The 16,250-nt window shown below is 72.5% G+C and carries 13 protein-coding genes; 5 read left to right on the top strand and 8 right to left on the bottom strand.

All coding sequences use genetic code 11. From position 1 onward, the window contains the following. Positions 1-28: 28 nt before the first annotated feature. The 4 genes from ispG to AB0L34_RS06880 are packed head-to-tail and all read right to left on the bottom strand — an operon-like array spanning position 29 to position 4,405. Positions 29-1,201, bottom strand: a complete 1,173-nt coding sequence (gene ispG / locus AB0L34_RS06895; RefSeq protein ID WP_350704934.1) for a flavodoxin-dependent (E)-4-hydroxy-3-methylbut-2-enyl-diphosphate synthase — start codon at positions 1,199-1,201, stop codon at positions 29-31. Between the two features lie 9 nt (positions 1,202-1,210). Next, the gene (locus AB0L34_RS06890) at positions 1,211-2,461 is read right to left on the bottom strand and encodes a site-2 protease family protein (protein WP_363702546.1); all 1,251 of its coding nucleotides are present in this window, start codon (positions 2,459-2,461) and stop codon (positions 1,211-1,213) included. Further along, positions 2,461-3,675 carry a 1-deoxy-D-xylulose-5-phosphate reductoisomerase gene (gene dxr, locus AB0L34_RS06885; RefSeq protein ID WP_363702544.1) on the bottom strand — a complete coding sequence of 405 codons (1,215 nt, stop codon included), beginning with the start codon at positions 3,673-3,675 and terminating at the stop codon, positions 2,461-2,463. The genes AB0L34_RS06890 and dxr overlap by 1 nt, the downstream gene beginning before the upstream one ends. A gap of 43 nt (positions 3,676-3,718) precedes the next feature. After that, complete coding sequence (locus tag AB0L34_RS06880) at positions 3,719-4,405, bottom strand: Uma2 family endonuclease (RefSeq protein ID WP_363702542.1); 687 nt, start codon at positions 4,403-4,405, stop codon at positions 3,719-3,721. 236 nt (positions 4,406-4,641) lie between these two features. On the opposite strand from AB0L34_RS06880, the gene AB0L34_RS06875 reads away from it, so the two are divergent. Beyond that, the gene (locus AB0L34_RS06875; protein WP_363702540.1) at positions 4,642-5,958 is read left to right on the top strand and encodes a family 43 glycosylhydrolase; all 1,317 of its coding nucleotides are present in this window, start codon (positions 4,642-4,644) and stop codon (positions 5,956-5,958) included. 137 nt (positions 5,959-6,095) lie between these two features. Here the strand turns inward: AB0L34_RS06875 and AB0L34_RS06870 are convergent, their stop codons facing one another. Then, entirely contained in the window at positions 6,096-6,659 is a 564-nt protein-coding gene (locus AB0L34_RS06870; protein ID WP_363702538.1) for a GNAT family N-acetyltransferase, read from the bottom strand. Positions 6,660-6,709: 50 nt separating this feature from the next. On the opposite strand from AB0L34_RS06870, the gene AB0L34_RS06865 reads away from it, so the two are divergent. Further along, a complete protein-coding gene (locus AB0L34_RS06865) occupies positions 6,710-7,549 on the top strand; it encodes a YhjD/YihY/BrkB family envelope integrity protein (RefSeq protein WP_363702536.1) in 840 nt (279 codons plus the stop codon). Positions 7,550-7,642: 93 nt separating this feature from the next. Here AB0L34_RS06865 and AB0L34_RS06860 read toward each other — a convergent pair whose 3' ends face one another. After that, the gene (locus AB0L34_RS06860; RefSeq protein ID WP_363702534.1) at positions 7,643-9,817 is read right to left on the bottom strand and encodes an MMPL family transporter; all 2,175 of its coding nucleotides are present in this window, start codon (positions 9,815-9,817) and stop codon (positions 7,643-7,645) included. Positions 9,818-9,920: 103 nt separating this feature from the next. Between AB0L34_RS06860 and AB0L34_RS06855 the strand changes: the two genes are divergently transcribed. After that, positions 9,921-10,634, top strand: coding sequence for a TetR/AcrR family transcriptional regulator (locus tag AB0L34_RS06855; protein WP_363702532.1), 714 nt, complete (start codon positions 9,921-9,923; stop codon positions 10,632-10,634). A gap of 54 nt (positions 10,635-10,688) precedes the next feature. Then, positions 10,689-12,284 carry an NAD(P)/FAD-dependent oxidoreductase gene (locus AB0L34_RS06850; protein ID WP_357453319.1) on the top strand — a complete coding sequence of 532 codons (1,596 nt, stop codon included), beginning with the start codon at positions 10,689-10,691 and terminating at the stop codon, positions 12,282-12,284. Here the strand turns inward: AB0L34_RS06850 and AB0L34_RS06845 are convergent. Beyond that, entirely contained in the window at positions 12,265-12,912 is a 648-nt protein-coding gene (locus tag AB0L34_RS06845; RefSeq protein ID WP_363702592.1) for a TMEM175 family protein, read from the bottom strand. The genes AB0L34_RS06850 and AB0L34_RS06845 overlap by 20 nt on opposite strands. A gap of 151 nt (positions 12,913-13,063) precedes the next feature. Here AB0L34_RS06845 and AB0L34_RS06840 point away from each other — a divergent pair, with 151 nt between their 5' ends. Further along, positions 13,064-14,512: a transposase gene (locus tag AB0L34_RS06840; protein WP_363702530.1), complete on the top strand. Its 1,449-nt coding sequence runs from the start codon at positions 13,064-13,066 to the stop codon at positions 14,510-14,512. An 18-nt stretch (positions 14,513-14,530) separates the two neighbouring features. Here the strand turns inward: AB0L34_RS06840 and AB0L34_RS06835 are convergent, their stop codons facing one another. Then, positions 14,531-16,120 carry a Rieske 2Fe-2S domain-containing protein gene (locus AB0L34_RS06835; protein WP_363702528.1) on the bottom strand — a complete coding sequence of 530 codons (1,590 nt, stop codon included), beginning with the start codon at positions 16,118-16,120 and terminating at the stop codon, positions 14,531-14,533. Positions 16,121-16,250: the final 130 nt, after the last annotated feature.

Here is a 16,250-nt window from a genome sequence, read left to right as displayed (position 1 = left end):
TGGGGCCGGTGCGCGACGGCGCAGTGGGTCAGTGCACGGAGACGGTGGCGCCCGGCAGCAGGCCGCGCAGCTCCTCCGGCAGCTCGGCGCCCATCTCGTCGGCGATGCGCAGCGCCTCCTCGATCAGCGTCTCCACGATCTGCGCCTCGGGCACGGTCTTGACGACCTTGCCCTTGACGAAGATCTGGCCCTTGCCGTTGCCGGAGGCCACGCCCAGGTCGGCCTCGCGGGCCTCGCCCGGGCCGTTCACGACGCAACCCATCACGGCGACCCGCAGCGGCACCGGCAGCCCCTCCAGGCCGGCGGTGACCTCCTCGGCGAGCTTGTAGACGTCGACCTGCGCCCGCCCGCAGGACGGGCAGGAGACGATCTCCAGGCCGCGCTCGCGCAGCCCGAGCGACTCCAGGATCGCGGCGCCGACCTTGATCTCCTCCACCGGCGGGGCCGACAGCGAGACCCGGATCGTGTCGCCGATCCCCTCGGCCAGCAGCGCGCCGAAGGCGACCGCCGACTTGATCGTGCCCTGGAACGCCGGGCCGGCCTCGGTGACGCCCAGGTGCAGCGGGTAGTCGCACTGCTCGGCGAGCTGGCGGTAGGCCCGGACCATCACCACCGGGTCGTTGTGCTTCACCGAGATCTTGATGTCGCGGAAGCCGTGCTCCTCGAACAGCGAGCACTCCCACAGCGCCGACTCGACCAGCGCCTCGGCGGTGGCCTTGCCGTACTTGGCCAGCAGCCGCTTGTCCAGCGAGCCGGCGTTCACGCCGATCCGGATCGGCACGCCCGCGTCGCCGGCCGCCTTGGCGATCTCCTTGACCTTGTCGTCGAACTGCCGGATGTTGCCCGGGTTCACCCGGACCGCCGCGCAGCCCGCGTCGATCGCCGCGAAGACGTACTTCGGCTGGAAGTGGATGTCGGCGATGACCGGGATCTGCGACTTCTTCGCGATCGCCGGCAGCGCCTCCACGTCGTCCTGGCTGGGCACCGCGACCCGGACGATCTGGCAGCCGGACGCGGTCAGCTCGGCGATCTGCTGGAGGGTGGCGTTGACGTCGGACGTGAGGGTGGTGGTCATCGACTGCACGGATACCGGCGCGCCCCCACCGACCGGCACGGAGCCGACCATGATCTGGCGGCTGGCCCGGCGCGGGGCGAGCGGCGGAGGCGGTACGGCCGGGATGCCGAGACTGACAGCGGTCACTTCAGGCACTCACCTTGAGAAGAGCGTGATCGGGTTGACGACGTCCGCGGTGATGGTCAGCAGCGTGAACGCGCCACCGATCAGGATCATCGCGTACGTGAGGGGCATGAGCTTGAGGTAGTCGACGCGGCCGGGGTCGGGGCGGCCGAACCGCGCGTAGACCCAGGAACGGGCCCGCTCGAACCAGGCGATGGCGATGTGCCCGCCGTCCAGCGGCAGCAGGGGCAGCAGGTTGAACACGCCGATGAAGAAGTTCAGCGAGACGAACAGCATGAAGAACAGCAGCCAGGCGTTGTTCTCCACCGCCTCGCCGCCGAGCCGGCTCGCGCCGACCACGCTGATCGGGGTGTCCATGTCCCGCTCGCCGCCGGTGATCGCCGTCCACAGGGCCGGGACCTTCTGCGGGATGCGCTTCATCGCCTCGAAGGTGTTGACCGCCATGTCGCCGGTGAAGTCGGCGGTCGCGCCGAACGCGCCGACCGGCCCGTACGTCACCCGGGTCGGGGTGCTGGGGACGAGGCCCACGCCGAGCGCGGCGACCGGGGCGACCTGACCCTTCGGGTCGTCCAGCGGGGGGCGCTGCGTCTGCGCGAGCACCGCGCTGGCCGTGCCCGGCTGGCCGTCCCGGACGTACGCGATCTGCGCCGTCTCGCCCGGCTTGAGGGCGCGCAGGGTGGTCAGCAGCTGGCCGTAGTCGTTGATCGGCGCGCCGTTGATCGCGGTGATCCGGTCGCCGTCGCGCAGCTGCGCCTGGGCGGCGGGGCTGGCGGGGTCGGCGGTCGTGCACGCCCGCAGGGTGTTCTCCGGCACCACGCAGTCCGACAGCTGGATGACCGCCGGCTCCTTGCGGATCTCGGCCTCGGTGCTCGGGAAGTCCGGGTTGGGCAGGCCGGCGGTGACCGCGATCACCCAGAGGGTGACCAGGGCGAGGGCGAAGTGGGTGATGGAGCCCGCGGACATCACGATCGTCCGCTTCCAGACCGGGTAGCGCCACATCGCGCGCGGCTCGTCCGCCGGGTCGACGTCGTCGTCCTGCGGGGTCATGCCGACGATCTTGCAGAAGCCGCCGAGCGGGATGCCCTTGATGCCGTACTCCGTCTCGCCCCGCTTGAACGACCAGAGCGTGGGGCCGAAGCCGACGAAGTAGCGGGTGACCTTCATGCCGAAGGCCTTGGCGGTGAGCATGTGCCCCGCCTCGTGCAGGCTCACCGAGATGAGGATCGCGAGGGCGAAGAGCACCACCCCGAGCAGGTACGCCATCAAGCTCCTTCCACCGAACCCGCGATGATGATCTCCTGCGCGTGCGCGCGGGCCCACGACTCCGCCGCGAGCACGTCCTCGACGGTACCTGGTTCGTCGAAGTCGGGAGCGTCCTCCAACACCCGCCGGAGGGTGTCGACGATGCCGAGGAAGGGCAGCCGGCCGGCCACGAACGCGGCCACGCACTCCTCGTTGGCCGCGTTGTAGATCGCCGGCCGGCAGCGCCCGGCCTCGCCGGCGGCCTTGGCCAGCGCGACCGCCGGGAACGCCTCGTCGTCCAGCGGCGCGAACTCCCAGGTGTGCGCCGTCGTCCAGTCGACCGCGGCGGCGGCGTCGGCCACCCGGTCCGGCCAGCCGATGCCGAGCGCGATCGGCAGCCGCATGTCGGGCGGGCTGGCCTGGGCGAGGGTGGACCCGTCCACGAACTCGACCATCGAGTGGATCACCGACTGCGGGTGCACCATCACGGTGATGTCGGCGTACGGCACGTCGAACAGCTCGTGCGCCTCGATCACCTCCAGCGCCTTGTTGACCATCGTGGCGGAGTTGATCGTGACGACCGGCCCCATGTTCCAGGTCGGGTGCGCCAGCGCCTGCTCGGGCGTGACCGCGGTCAGCTCGTCGCGCCGCCGGCCCCGGAACGGGCCGCCGCTGGCGGTGACGACCAGCCGGCGCACCTCGCCCCGGGCGCCGCCGCGCAGGCACTGGGCGAGGGCCGAGTGCTCCGAGTCGACGGGGACGATCTGCTCCGGCCGGGTCACCGCCGCCCTGACGAGGGAGCCGCCGGCGACGAGGGACTCCTTGTTGGCCAGCGCGAGCGTACGCCCGGCCCGCAGCGCGGCCAGGGTCGGCGCGAGCCCGAGCGAGCCGACCACCCCGTTGAGCACGACGTCGCAGGGCCACTGCGCCAGCTCGGTCATCGCGTCCGGGCCGGCCACGATCTTGGGAAGCCTGAAGTCGCCGGTGGCCCAGCCGCGCCGGCTCGCATCGGCGTAGAAGGCGAGCTGGAGGTCCTGCGCGGCGGACGCCTTCGCCACGCCCACCGCCTCGACGCCGAGTTCGAGGGCCTGGGCGGCGAGCAGCTCGACGTTGCCACCGCCGGCGCCGAGCGCGACGACCCGGAACCGGTCCGGGTTGCGCCGGACGATGTCGACGGCCTGTGTGCCGATCGAGCCGGTGGAGCCGAGCAGAACAAGATCGCGTGGGGAGGTCACCGGGTCATTCTTCCCCAGCGCCGCTGAGCGCCCGCTGGGAGCCTCAACTCTCCGCGTCGACCTGCTCCTCCGGCAGCGTTTCACCTTCCTCGGGTGCCTCCTCGTCGAGGAGGTCGGCCGGATCGACGGCGAACACGAAGGGCTCGGTCATGGTGAAGGTGCTGCCGGCCGCCGCCGCGCTCACCGGCTGGTACTCCCCCTCGACCAACTCGAACAGGGCGATGGTCGGCACCCGGTTGCGCAGGTCGACCCGGAGGAAGAAGGGAACACCGGCGGCGGCGTACTCGCGCGGCCGGTCGATCACGTCCTTGCGCCGGTTGCCAGGTGACACGATCTCGCCGAGCAGGACGGCCTGACCGATGTCGACGGCCGGCCGGCCGCCGCCGGAGGACCGGAGCACGGCGATGTCGGGGATGAAGAGGTCCTCGCCCGAGACCACGTTGATCTCGGGATAGACCCACAGGCCCGCCCTGCGGGCGGCACGGTGCAGACGGTAGGGCAGCTCACGTTCGACCGACTGGTGGTCGATTCCGGCGTGCGGGGTCACGATCACGCTTCCGCTCAGGACCTCAACCTTGGGGCCGTTGGTCTCCGGCAACAGGTCGAGGGCGAGCTGGGCGGTCCACGGCTCGTCGCGCCACCGCAGCGCGTCGAACGACGGCTCGGTGGGCTGCGACGCGGGTTCGGCTTGCTGCGGCGCCGGCTCGGGCGCGAAAGCCGCCTGGCCCATCCGTGCTCACCCCCTCAGCGGGACATTCTGCTCAGCCAGCCTAACGGCCGCAGCCCCCGCAGCATCGCATCGCACACCCGGTCCGACCCGCACAGGAGCAGGCGATCCACGTCGGGTCAACTCGATCACGGTGACGTACGACGGGACTCCGACGCCGCGCGGCACCGCCATCGGGTCAGGTCCGCCAGGATTCACAGAATCTTCCAATGCATTGACGTCTGTGATTGAATTCCGCCATGCGAAGAGGTCTCGTCTGGCTGGCCGTCGCGCTCGTCTTCGGTTCACTGCTCGTCCACCCGGGCGTGGCCACGGCCGCCACCGTCGCACCGTCGCTGGTCATCGCCAGCGACTTCCCGGACCCTGACGTCGTCAAGTTCGGCGGCACCTACTACGCGTACTCCACCAACAACGGCCACGGGAACGTTCCGGTCGCCACGGCCGCCTCGTTGACCGGGCCGTGGACCAGGCGGGCCGACGCGATGCCGGCCCTCGGCGCCTGGGCCAACGGGGGCCTGACCTGGGCACCGGACGTATCCCAGCGGGCCGACGGGCGGTACCTGCTCTACTACACCGCCCGCAGCCGGGCCACCGGCCGCCAGTGCCTCGGCGCCGCGCTGGCCACGTCGCCGCTCGGGCCGTTCACCGCCGTCGGCACCCAGCCGCTGGTCTGCAACGCCGGCGAGGGCGGCGACATCGACGCGGCGAGCTTCACCGACAGCACCGGCCTGCGCTACCTGCTCTACAAGGACGACGGCAACGCCATCGGTCAGCCGACGAGCCTGTGGCTGCAACAGGTCGCGGCCGACGGGGTGACCCTCCAGGGCGCCCGGGTCGAGTTGCTGCGCAGCGGTCGCGCCGAGGAGGCGGGCATCATCGAGGCGCCGGTGCTGACCAAGGTCGGCGCGCGGTACGTGCTGTTCTACTCGCTCGGCGGTTACGGCGGCGACGGCTACCAGACCAGCTACGCCACGTCGACCTCGCTGACCGGCCCGTACACCAAGGCATACCGCTCGCTGATGACCACGGCGTCGCTGGACCGGGCGGTGCGGGGACCGGGCGGCGCGGACGTGGTACGCGAGGCGGGCGGCGACCACATCGTGTTCCACGGCTGGATCAACAACTACTCCGCCCGGGGCATGTACGTGGCGGCGCTGGGCTGGGCCGGCGGATATCCCGTGGTGCGGGGCAGCCGCGTGCGGTACGAGGCCGAACGCGGCGTGCTCAACCGCTGCGCGGTGCGCGCCGCCCCGAACGCCTCGCAGGGGCAGGTGGTGGCGTACATCGACTACGCGGACAGTTGGGTCGACGTCACCGTCTTCGCGCCCCGGACCGGCGGGTACCGCGTCCACGTCGCCTACGCCGCCGGCTACGGCGACGCCCAGCACACGCTGACCGTCAACGGCGCGAACCCGAGGGTCGTCGCCTACCCCAACACCGGCTGGGACGTCTGGCGGCAGGTGGGCGTCGACGTCACGCTCAACGCGGGCTTCAACACGCTCCGGTTCACCCACCTCAGTCGCTGGGCGGAACTCGACTTCGTCGAAGTGGCGTAACCCCACGCGCACGAGGCACTGCCGAGCCGCCGCCCCGGTGTCGGCGGCGGTCACCCTCAGCCGTCACGGACTGCGGTGGCTCCGGCGTCGTGGCGAGGTGGACCCGTCCGGCGGGGACGGCCGCACCGGCCGGTTCCTCACCTGGGCCCGGACGCGATGACGCCGCCGGTCAGCACGAAGGTCTCCACCTCCTCGCCGCCGTACCAGTCGGTGCGGCGGCCGACGTGGGTCATGCCGAGCCGGCGGGCCACCGCCATCGACGCCTCGTTGCCGGGCGCCACGACCGCGTAGACCTCCCGGGTGCCGGCGGCGAGTTCCCGCGCCACCACCGCCCGGGCCGCCTCGGTCGCGTAGCCGTGGCCCCACGAGTCGGGGTGCAGGTGCCAGCCCACCTCGATGTCCTCGGTCGGCACGTTCTCGTCCCGCCCCGGCAGCGGCTTGAGCAGCACGGTGCCGGCCACCACGCCGGTGTCGCGGACCTCGATCGCCCAGGTGCCGTACCGGCCGCCGTGCCCCGCGTGCCGCTTGCGCCACAGCGCGAGCCGGTCGGCCGCCTGCGCCGGGGCGGTCAGGGGCAGGCCGGTCGCGTTCAGCCAGCGGGTCACCTCCGCCCGGGAGTAGAGGTCGAAGATCCGGGCCAGGTCGGCCGGGTCGGCGGTCCACTCCCGCACGACCAGGCGCTCGGTGGTGAGCACGGTCATGGCGGGTGATCCTATGAGTGACGCGGGGCGCGGCGGGGAACGAGAGCGCGATGGGTGGTGGCTGGCAGCGGGCGAGGCGGATCACCCGTGCCGCGTTCCGCCCGCTGCGCGGCCGGGACCTGTCGCTGCACGCCGCCGCCATCACCTTCTACGGGGCGATCGCCGTGGTGCCGGTGGCGCTGCTGGCGATCTGGCTGACCTCGCTGGTGGCGGGGGCCGGCCGGGTCCGCTGGCTCACGTCGCACGCCGTGGCGGCGTTGCCGGACGACATCGGCGCGCCCCACGCGGTGGCCGCGCTGGTCGAGGCCGGGGTGGGGTTGACCCCGGTGCCGGCGTTGGCGTCGCTGCTGCCGGCGTCCCTGTACGGCGAGGGGCTGCGCCGGGCCTTCGTCTCCGTGGCCGACGGGCACGCCGACGAGTCCCTGGTGGGCTGGCGCGGCCGGCTGCTGCTGCTGCCCCTGCTCGCCCCGGCTCCGGCCCTGCTGCTGTCGATCCTGGTGGCGCTGCCGACGACGACCCGGCTGGTCCGCCAGGGCGGGTTGGCCGGCGCGCTGGGCGTGGTGCTGTCGTTCCTGGCGGTCTGGCTGGTGCTCACCCCCGTGCTGCTCTGGGTGTTCCGGGTGGTCGGTCCGGCGTCGCCGGACTGCCTCTCCGCGCTGGGCGTCGGCTCGTTCACCGCGGCGAACCTGTCCGGGTTCCTGCACGGCTTCGTGCTCTTCGCCTCGCTCCCGATCGACCTGGGCGTGCCGTTCGGGGGCTTCGACGAGATCGGGGCGGGGGTGGCCGTCCTGCTCTGGCTCTATCTCTTCCACGTGATCGTGCTCGCGGGCTACTCCGCCACGCTCGCCCTCTCCCGCTGGCGGGCGGCCCGCGCCCGACCCGCCGGATGAGCGACCACGGGGTGTTCGTCCGACCCGCCGGATGCGCGACCGGGGGGTCCGCGCCGGACGCGGACCCCCCGGTGGACGGCGGCGACGGGCCGGTCAGCGGGTGGGGGCGGGGTCCTGGGGCGCCGGCTCCGGGTCTGCCGCCTCGCGGATGCCGTAGCGGCGGTAGACCCGGCCGAGCGGGCCGGGGGCCCACCAGTTCCAGCGGCCCAGCAGCCGCATGGCGGCCGGCACCAGCAGGGCCCGGACCAGCGTCGCGTCCACCACGATCGCCACGATCATGCCGATCCCGATGAGCTTGATGTACGCCATCGCGCCGCTGGCGAAGCCGGCGACCACGACGACCAGCAGCAGCGCGGCGGCGGTGATGATCCGGCCGGTGTGCTGGAGCCCGGCGGCCACCGAGGCGGCGTTGTCCCCGCTGCGGTCCCACTCCTCGCGCACCCGGGAGAGCAGGAACACCTCGTAGTCGGTCGCCAGCCCGAAGAGCACGGCGAGCATGAGGATCGGGTTGCTGGGCTCGATGAACCCGGTCGGGGTGAAGCCGAGCAGGTCGGCGAGATGCCCGTCCTGGAAGATCCAGACCACCACGCCGAACGAGGCGCCGATCGACACCAGGTTCATCAGCACCGCCTTGACCGGCAGCACCACCGAGCCGAAGGCGAGGAAGAGCAGGACCAGGGTCGCGGCTGCCATGAGCAGGGCCATCCAGGGCAGCCGGTCGCCGAGGCTGTCCAGCAGGTCCCGGTCGGCGCCGGGCCGGCCGCCGACGAGCACCTCCGCGCCGGCCGGGGCGGGCAGGTCGCGCAGCGCCCGGACCACGTCCTGGGCGACGTCGCCGGTCGGCTCGCCGGGGTAGGTCACCGTCAGCAGCGTCGACGTGCCCCGGCTGGCCGCCACCTGCACGCCGGTCACGCCGGGCACGGCGGCCACCCGGTCGGCGAAGGGCTGCGCCTGCGCCGGGGACGCCCCGGACACCAGCACGTCGATCGGCGCGACGGTGCCGCCGGGGAACTCCGCGGCGATCCGCTCGGAGACGACCCGGGGCGTGGCGTCCGCCGGCAGCACCCGCTCGTCGAAGCCGCCGAAGGTGATCCGCAGGAACGGCGCGGCGAGCAGCAGGAGCAGCAGGGTCACGCCGACCAGGTAGCGCACCGGGCGGCGCATCACGCTGCGCGCGATCCGGGCCCAGGCGCCGCCCGTCTCCCCCGCCGCCGGCCGCCCGGCCCGCGCCCGGCGCCGCCACGGCAGCGGTACGCGCAGCGCGTCGATCCGGTGGCCGAGCACCGCGAGCAGGGCCGGCAGCACGGTCAGCGCCGCCAGCATGGCGACCAGCACGGCGGCCATCCCGCCGAGCCCCATCGAGCGCAGGAACGCCTGCGGGAAGATCAGCAGGCTGGCCATGGCGAGCGCGACGGTGAGGCCGGAGACCAACACCGTCCGGCCGGCGGTGGTCATGGTGCGGCGGATCGCGGCGGGCGTGTCGTGACCGGCGGCCAACTCCTCGCGGAACCGGCTGACCACGAAGAGGGCGTAGTCGACCGCCATGCCCAGGCCGATCAGGGTGATGACGTTGATGGCGAAGATCGACACGTCGGTGACCAGGTTGACCAGCCGGACGGCGACGAACGCGCCGAGGATGGACAGCCCGCCGATCAGCAGCGGGGTGGACGCGGCCACCAGCCCGCCGAAGATCAGCACGAGCAGCACCAGCAGCACCGGCATGGAGAGGATCTCCGCCCGGGTGATGTCCTCGGTGGTCTGGCGGTTCGCCTCGTGCAGGAACGCCACCGTGCCGCCGACCTCGGTCCGTACGCCGGGCGTCGTCAGGGCCGGTCGCAGGTCCTCGTACGCGGCGGTCTTGCCGTCCTCGTCGGCAGCCCGGAGCTGGACCAGCGCGTAGGTGGCCCGCCGGTCGGTCGACAGCAGCGCGGGGGCCTGGGTGTCGTACCAGGTGGTGACGCTGGTGACCTCGGAGCGCTGGCGCAGGCCGGTGACGGTGGCCGTGACCGCGTCACGGACGGCCGGCTGGTCGACGGTCGCCCCGTCGCTGGTCCAGAGCACGACCAGGTCCGCGCCCTGCGGCCCCAGCTCGGCGGTGATCCGCTCGGCGGCGCGGCTGGACTCGCTCGCCGGGTCGTCGTATCCGCCCCCGGTCAACTGCCCGAAGACCCCGGCCCCCCAGGTCGAGCCGAGCACGACCACCACCAGGGCGGCGGCCAGCACCGCCCAACGCAGCCGCACCACCACATGTCCCCACCAGGCGAACATTCGCCTCCCCCTCCGCCGACGGCTAAGCTGTAACCATCGCTCATCCGAGTGAACGGCGTTAACTATGACAACGGCGTTCGCTTTGGTCAAGGGGGTTAGCCGCATGACCGCACCGTCCCGACGCGAACGCCTGCGCACGGCGACCCTCGCCGAGATCAAGGACGGGGCACGGCGGCTGTTGGTGACCGGCGGGGTCGAGGCGGTCTCGCTGCGGGCCATCGCCCGGGACATGGGCATGACGGCGCCAGCGATCTACCGCTACTTCCCCAGCCTGGAGGCGCTGGTCGCGGCGCTCGCCGGCGACCTCTACGACGAGCTGCGGCTGCGGCTGGAGGCGGCCCGGGACGACGCCGGGGCCGAGCCCGTCGACCAGTTGCTGGCCATGGGCCGCGCGTTCCGTTCCTGGTCGGTGGCCCACCCCGCCGAGTTCGGGCTGATGTTCGGCGCCCGGGCCCCCGGGCTGGACGCCTTCGTCGACGACTGCGTCAACCCCGACCACCCGGGCGCCCGGTTCGGCGCGGTCTTCGTGCAGCCGATCTTCGAACTCTGGCACCGCGCCCCCTTCCCCACCCCGCCCGCCGAGCTGCTCCAGGAGCGCCTGGGCGGGCGGCTGGAGCCGCTGCGGCTCAGCCACGGCGAGGTGCCGATCGAGGTCGCGTACGCGCTGCTCTCCGGCTGGACCCGGCTCTACGGGCTGGTCGCCATGGAGGTCTTCGGCCAGCTCGCCTGGGCGGTCACCGAGGCCGACGCACTGTTCGAACTGGAGCTGGCCGCGTTCACCGCCCAACTGCGCGCCGATCCGCCGTCGGCGAGCTGACACCGGCGGCGAAGGGCTGACCGGCGGGGCCGACGGGCACTAGGCTCCCCCGGCATGAGCGACGAGCTGCCGACCCGGGCCGACGTGGTGATCGTCGGGTCCGGGCACAACGGTCTGGTGTCCGCGATCCTGCTCGCCCGCGCCGGGCTCGACGTGCTGGTGCTGGAGGCCGCCGACGTGATCGGCGGGGCCACCCGGACGGAGAACCCGTTCCCGAAGGTGCCCGGGCTGCGCCACTCCACCGGCTCCTACCTGCTCGGGTTGATGCCGCCGGAGCTGCTCGCCACGCTGGACGTACGCATTCCGGTGCTGCGCCGCGACCCGCACTACTTCCTGCCCACCCCGGGCCCGAAGGGTTCCCCGTACCTGCTGTTCGGCAGCGACACCGCGGCCACCCGGGCGCAGCTCGCGGAGTTCTTCTCCCCCGCCGACATGGCCGCCGACGACGCCCTCCAGGCCGAGCTGGCCGCGCTGCGCGCCGACCTCGCGCCGGTCTGGCTGGCCGACCCGCTGCCGGTCGAGGAGACCGCCGAGCGGTACGTCCGCCCGGCGCTGCGGCAGGTCTTCGTCGACCTGGTCCGCGGCTCGGTCGCCGACCACCTCGCCCGCTTCGACTTCCGCTCCGAGCTGCTGCTCAGCATGTACGCGGTGACCGACGGCCTGTCCGGGCTGAACGCCGGCCCCGACGACCCCGGCACCGGCCACAACTTCCTCGTGCACAACATGTGCCGCCTGCCCGGCTCCGACGGCACGTGGATGATCGCCGAGGGCGGCATGGGCACGGTGTCCCGCACCTTCGCCGACGCCGCCCGGGCCGCCGGCGCGACGATCCTGACCGGCACCCCGGTCAGCGCGATCACCCTGGCCGGCGGCGCGGCCAGCGGCGTGGCCCTGGCCGACGGGCGGGAGGTGGCCGCCCGGGTGGTGCTCGGGGCGTGTGACCCGTACCGGCTGATGGACCTGCTGCCCGACGGCGCGCTCCCGGCGCCGCTGGCCGACCGGATGGCGGCGGTCCGCCGCCCCGGCACCACCCTCAAGCTCAACCTGGCGCTGACCGGCCTGCCCCGCTTCTCCTGCCTGCCGGCGGACGCGCCGAGCCCGTTCGGGTCGACCATCCACCTGCTGCCCGGCTCGACGTCGCTGATCGGCGGGGGCGGCGAGTCGCCGATGGCGGCGCTGCGCGCGATGTGGGCGGACGTCCAGGCGGGCCGGCTGCCCGAGGAGCCGACGATCGAGTGGTACCTGCACACCACCGTCGACCCGTCGCTGTCGGACGGGCGGGGGCACCACTCCTCGGCGCTCTTCGTCCAGTCGGTGCCCTACGAGCTGGCCGGCACGACCTGGGACGAGGCGCTGCCCGGGTACGTGGAGCGGCTGGTCGGGATCTGCGAGCGGTACGCCCCCGGCACGGCCGACCTGATCGCGGACGCGGTGCCGCTGCCCCCGCCCGGCATCGAGGCCCACTTCGGCATCACCGGCGGACACATCCACCACGTCGACAACACCGTCTCGTTCACCGACCGGATGCCGTACGCCACCGGCGTCGACGGCGTCTACGCCGGCAGCGCGGGCTGCCACCCCGCCGGCAGTGTCATCGGCGCCGCCGGCCACAACGCCGCCCGCCGCATCCTCACCGACCTCGGCCGCTGACCTTGCCGCCGTCCTCGGCGGGGGGCAGGTCGCCGGGGCGGCGGACGAGGGAGAGACCGAGGAGCAGCAGGTAGAGAACGAGGCTGAGGATCGGGTCGACGAAGACGAAGGCGAAGGCGATCAGATAGAGCAGTGGGCGCAGCAGCAGTCGCCGCGCGACCGCCCGGGCCAGCCGGGGATCCAGGTCGGGGTGGAGCAGCCTCCGCCGCCGCGCCCACCACCAGCTCAGGTTGAAGAAGATCGACTCGCCGAGCACGCTGCCGAAGTAGAGGGCGGCCGTCAGCCGCTGCTCGGTCGGACTGCCGCGCAGGTTGTCCGACAGCAGGTCGGCGGTGAACGGGATCGCGGCCACGAAGAGCAGCACGAGCAGGTTGAACACCAGCAGCACCTGGTCGACCCGGACCACGTACCGCCACATGTTGTGGTGGCCGAGCCAGATCTGGCCGGCGATCCCGAAGGTGATCACGTACGCCAGGTAGGACGGCCAGGCGTGGGCGAGGGCGTCGGGAAGCTCCCTCCCGCCGGCCCTCGCCGGGCCGTTCTGGAGCAGTTCGACGGCCATCACCGTCAGCACGACCGCGAAGACGCCGTCGCTGAACGTCTCCACCCGGGAGGCGTCCCGGGCCATCTCCCGGTCGCGCCGGTACCGGTACCCGCTCTTCTCCGCGCCCTCGGCCACGCCGCCCCCTCTCCGACCTGATGGTCACCCGGCGGGGGCGGCGGGCGCGGGGAAACGGCCGCTAGTGCGGTGTCCATAACCTTTGCCAGGTTCGTCGACCGTGAAATTGTCGTACGGGTGGTGTTGGCTTCGGATTGTGCCTCGTCGTCGGGATCCCGCCGCGCCGCCGGTGGTGCATCGCACCGCTCGTGTCGCACTGCGGGTGACGCCGGGACAGCGGCGGCGGTGTTTCGGGCTGCTGCGCTCGGCCGGCGATGTGTGGGCCTGCGTGCTGGAGGTCAACGCCTGGCGGCGTCGCCGCCATGACCCACCACTGACGGGCTACCAGGAGTTGTGCCGCGAGCTGTCGGCCTCGGGTCCGGGCACGTTCGCCGAGTTGGACTCGACCGGGGCGCGGTCGGTGTTGCGGCGGTTTTCCGATGCGTGGTTCGCGGCGGCGAAACGCCGTAAGGCCGGTGACGTGTCGGCACGGTTCCCGCGCCGGCGGCGGGGGTTGGTGCCGGTGCGCTGGTACCACGGCACGTTCACCCTCGACGGCCACCGCGTGCGCATCCCCACAGCGAGGGGCACCACGCCGTTGTGGATGCGTCTGGCACGTCAGGTGCCGTATCCGATCGAGCAGGTTCGCTCGATGACCCTGCTGTGCGAGGGCGGCCGGCTGTTCCTCGACGTCACCGCCGAAGTCCCGATAGCGGTGTACCCACCGGGTGAGGGACCGGATCCCGGCCGGGTGGCGGGCGTGGACGTGGGAATCATCCACCCCTACGCCGCCGCCGGCCCCGGCGGGGAGGGTCTGTTGGTGTCAGGGCGGGCGATCCGCGCCGAGCACCGCATGCACCTGGCCGACACCAAAGCCCGCCAACGTGCCGTCGCCCGCCGCGCGCCGAAACCCGGCCAGCGAGGGTCACGCCGGTGGCGCCAGTACCGGGCCCGCGCCCGCCAGGTGGAGGGCCGGCATCGGCGGCGGGTGCGGCAGGCCCAACACGAAGCCGCCCGCGCGGTGATGTCCTGGGCGGTCGATCAGCGGGTCGGGGTCCTGCACGTCGGCGACCCCCGCGGCGTCTTGGACCTGCCGGCGGGGCGGCGACACAACCTGCGGCTGCGGCAGTGGCAGATCGGCCGACTCCTCCAGATCCTGACCGACAAGGCCACCCTCGCCGGCATCACCGTCCACCTCGTCGACGAACGCGGCACATCCTCCACCTGCCCGGCCTGCCGGCGACGCGTGCCGAAGCCGCGTGGGCGGACCCTGACCTGCCCACACTGCCAGTTCTCAGGCCACCGTGACCTCGTTGCGGCGGCCAGCATCGCCACCCGCACCCCGGGCGGCGGACACACCACCCCCACAGCCGTCGTGCTGCCCTGGGTGGTCACGCACCGTCGAGCCGGCCGGCACCTCCCCGGCACCGGCCGGTCCCGACGTGACCCCCGCCGCCCACCCGGGCGACGTGAGGGTCAAGACGGCCCGCGGTGGCCCGCCCCACCACCCGGTGGGGAGTCGCTCGCCTCTACAGCGAGGATCCACAACAACCCATCGGAGACCCGGTGAACGTTAGTGGACACCGCACTAGCTGATCGCCTCACCCGCCGGGGCGGGGGTCTGCTCGTCGACGCGGTGGGCGCGGATCTTGTGCCCGACGCTGGTCAGGCACCGGCCGCTGGCCAGGTCGAACTTCCAGCCGTGCAGCTGGCAGGTGAGCTGGTCCCCGTCGACGATGCCGAACCGGGTCAGGTCCGCCTTCAGGTGGGGGCAGCGCCGCTGCACCACCCAGTCGCCGAGGGTGATGTCCTCGGCGTCGCTGGTCCGCTCGTGCTCGTCGTACCAGCCCTCGGCGTACTGGAGCCGCTCCTCGGAGAGGCACTTGAAGAACGCGTAGACGAACTCGTTGTACTGGCCGATCCGGGCGGCGGAGAAACGGCAGGAGAGGAAGAGGGAGTTGACCCAGTCCACCTCGCCGATGTGCAGCAGGTGCTCGACCAGCGCACGCTCGGTGCGGAACCGGTAGCGGACCTTCTCGTCCGCGTACGGCCGGACCTCCTTGCCCGGGAAGTCCACCACGATCGACTCAACCGTCTCCCCGCCCGAGCTGTCGGTGCCGACCAGGTCGAAGCGGACCGGCCCGCCGACCCCCTTGGCCAGGTAGATCGACTCGTCCAGCAGCGGCTCGATCCGGCGCTTCATCTCGCCGAGCACGTCGACCTCGGGGTGCCGCCAGGACGCCTTCTCCGCCTCGATGACCGGCCGCTTGCGTTCCCGCATCTCCTCCAGGTGCGCGACCTTGTTCGCGAAGAACTCCTCCACCGGCACCGGGTGGCTGGTCTCGCAGCTCTCGGTGGTGATCTCGGCGACGCTGCCCGGGAGCAGCACGACGCCGTTGGTGCCGCCGACCTTCGCGTACTCGCTGAGGAAGACCGACTGGTCGGGGAAGATGTTGCCCTCGTCGCCGTGGATGTCGTTGAACTGCCACAGCTCGTCGTCGAGGAAGCAGGGCGGGCCGGCGATCGGGAAGACGTGGTCGGCCTTCAGGTCGTCGATGTAGCGCCAGGTGCGGTCGAACTGCCGGTCCCGCTTCTGCTTGCCGAACGCGGTCTTCGCCGCCTGCGGCAGCTCGTAGACCATCGGGTACCAGATCGCGCCGGAGAACTGGAGCATGTGCGCGTGCACGTGGCCCAGCTCGGCGAAGACGCTCAGGTCGGTAGGGCGGGCGTCGTTCTGGTTGAGCAGCCGGACCCCGTCGTACTCCACCCACAGCGACGAGTCACCGATCGGGCCGTCGGTCGGGCTGGTCAGCGCCTGGATCATGATCCTCAGGCCGCCGTCCAGCTCGACGACCTGCTCGTTCGGCGCCTTCAGGAACTTCGTGAAGCCCAGCTCCCGCAGCTCGTCCTCCATCTCGGAGGTGGGGAACGCGGGCAGCAGCACGGTGGCCGCCTTCGACACGAAGTTCCTCAGGTGCGCCGCGTCGAAGTGGTCCCGGTGCAGGTGGGAGACGTAGAGGTAGTCGACGTCGCCGAGGGTCTCCCAGTCGAGCAGGGAATTGTCCGGAAAAGGGAACCACGACGCGAAATAGGCCGGGTTGACCCACGGGTCGCACAGGATGCTGCCCGCGGCCGTGTCGATCCGCATGCTGGCGTGTCCCGTACCGGTCACTCGCACCGCAGTTCCCCCTCGAAGACAAACAAAAGGTGTACGTCCGAAACGCTACCGGAGGCAGTCTGGCGAGCGACCCGCGACGCCGGTAGTGCCGTTACGCCCGGCACCGCCGGGACCTTGGACCCGCCCGGTC

The organism is Micromonospora sp. NPDC052213 (assembly GCF_040679695.1).
In the GTDB taxonomy this organism is placed as follows: Bacteria; Actinomycetota; Actinomycetes; order Mycobacteriales; family Micromonosporaceae; genus Micromonospora.
This window is presented reverse-complemented; position numbering and strand designations above follow the sequence as displayed.